The 2,047-nt window shown below is 32.9% G+C and carries 3 protein-coding genes; 2 read left to right on the top strand and 1 reads right to left on the bottom strand.

The window, feature by feature from the left end; all coding sequences use genetic code 11:
• Together B8977_RS14920 and B8977_RS14915 are read left to right on the top strand one after the other, a co-directional pair.
• Nucleotides 1-1,038, top strand: a 1,038-nt coding sequence (locus B8977_RS14920) for a M91 family zinc metallopeptidase (protein ID WP_221405795.1), incomplete at its 5' end; no start/stop codon positions are given.
• A gap of 11 nt (nucleotides 1,039-1,049) precedes the next feature.
• Nucleotides 1,050-1,490: a hypothetical protein gene (locus B8977_RS14915; protein ID WP_084019071.1), complete on the top strand. Its 441-nt coding sequence runs from the start codon at nucleotides 1,050-1,052 to the stop codon at nucleotides 1,488-1,490.
• A 287-nt stretch (nucleotides 1,491-1,777) separates the two neighbouring features.
• Here the strand turns inward: B8977_RS14915 and B8977_RS15160 are convergent.
• A partial coding sequence (locus B8977_RS15160; RefSeq protein ID WP_221405794.1) for a hypothetical protein occupies nucleotides 1,778-2,047 on the bottom strand: 270 nt, incomplete at its 5' end.

The raw sequence follows: 2,047 nt of genomic DNA, 5'->3' as shown, positions 1-2,047 counted from the left end.
AAAATAATGGAAGAGAACCATTATTACCCATTCGGATTGAAGCACTCCACATACGCCGACCCCAAACAAAAGTATGAGCTTGTAGACAATATGGAAAACACCGCAAGACCTACTTATGTCCTCAAAACCGATTACCAGTATAAGTACAACGGGAAAGAACTACAGGATGAATTAAATCTCAACACCTATGCGTATGGATGGCGTGACTATGACCCAGCAACAGCCAGATTTAATAAAATTGATAGATTCGCTGAAAAATATCCTAATGCTTCTCCATATCATTACGCAGGTAATAATCCAACACGATTTACAGACGTCAAAGGAGATAGTATCTGGATAAACTTTGGAAAAAACAATGAAAACAGAGTATTGTACCAAGATGGTCAGTTATTGAATGCAGACGGTTCTGCTTATACAGGCGATGGAGTAAAAATAAAAAAAGACGGAAGTACGAAAATCACAAATTCATTCTTAAAACAATCTGTTAATTCTTTAAATACATTGGGCGGTACAGCTACAGGGGGAGAGATGCTCTCAGTTCTTCAAGATTCAGGTTATAATTTTAATATATCAAATGCCTCATTTAATCCTGGCAATAGAAAAGGTAAAAATGAATTTGTTCCCGACAATGAAAATAATGCAAGAGCATTTATACGATCTACAAATGGAGGAGAGTTTACAGCTTTTGGTTCTGGGGGAACAATTTATTGGAATCCTTCAGATCCAGCATTTGGGACATTAAATGTTGTTGGAGGTACAGATTTTAATCCAACAACAAATTTAGGGCATGAATTAGGACACGGATGGGATTCTAATTATGGATTGTTAAATGGTCAAAGAATAAATGGTATTGAAATAGAGGAAATTAGAGGCTCTTATATAGAGAATCAGATAAGAGGACAATTAGGAGCACCTTTAAGATCGAATTATAATGGGCAAAGTTTACTAAAGGGCAATAGTCTTATTAGAAATGGATCAGGAAACCCAACGGTCGATTTTATAATAAGATCTTATTCTATTCAAGTAGTTACACAATAAAATTAGAAATTATGATTAGAATAAAACATACTGTAATTTTAATAATTATTATAACATTTTATAATTGTGCAAGTAATATCAGGAAGGTTAAATTACCAACAAATACTTATCAAATTACTTTAGATAAAGATTTTGAACAGGAGAAATTAATTGGCCATCATTCAGACATAATATATTTTTCTAATAAACAAAATCAAAAAATATTTATTAGCACTGGAAAATATTTAGAAGTAAATGTTAATGCTGAAGATTATATAAATAATGATATATGGAACGATTTTATAGTAGCGGATACTATTGTTTTAGAAGGAATTCATAATGGATTATATTGGAAGCAAATTAAATTTAAAAAAGAACGTTATTGGCCATCTATTGGTTATGAGGGGGTTCCCAAGGGAAAAGTTCCTGAATTTGAAAATTATTTAAAAACATTTACTTGTAAAAAGAAATAACTTCCAACCAACCTTCGGGTTGGTTTTTCATTTATAAGTAGCCCTAGTTTTAGCGTCACGGATGTAAGTATCAATGAGATCGTACAGCGTCTGCTTTTTACTTTCTTCGAGCTGTTCAAGTTCAGCAATGGGTGATGTATCAGAAGTGTTGATATGGTAATTTAAAAAGAAATTAAAATTGATTTTCAGAGGGTTAGAAAATATGAAAGAAGAAAAAAGAAACAATCCAAAGATTGTTTCTTTTGGTTTTATTTCTTTAAATCCCCTGAATACTTTTTTACCATCACCTAGTGTATTATAAATATTGATATAAAATTCGTTCTTGCTACTCCACTCTCCGTTCTTCTTACTGCATCGTCCGTTTTTTCTACTGCATTCTCCGTTTTTGTTACTGTAAAGAAATACTTTACAACCACCTGAACTTTCCGACCCACATTTATTTTGGTAATAACGGGAGCATCAAGTATTTTTACAATGCAGCAGGTCAAAAGATAAAGAAAACAGTGCACGACACCCCCAACAATACCATCAAGCATGTGGACTACCTGGACGGGTTC

It is taken from the genome of Moheibacter sediminis (genome assembly GCF_900176425.1).
Lineage (GTDB): Bacteria > Bacteroidota > Bacteroidia > Flavobacteriales > Weeksellaceae > Moheibacter > Moheibacter sediminis.
Note: the sequence above shows the minus strand (reverse complement) of the source record. Positions and strands in the feature narration are given on the sequence as shown.

What these genes read in the sequence shown, in the direction of transcription:
- B8977_RS14915 (WP_084019071.1), top strand. Translation starts at nt 1,050, where the DNA reads ATGATTAGAATAAAACATACTGTAATTTTAATAATTATTATAACATTT.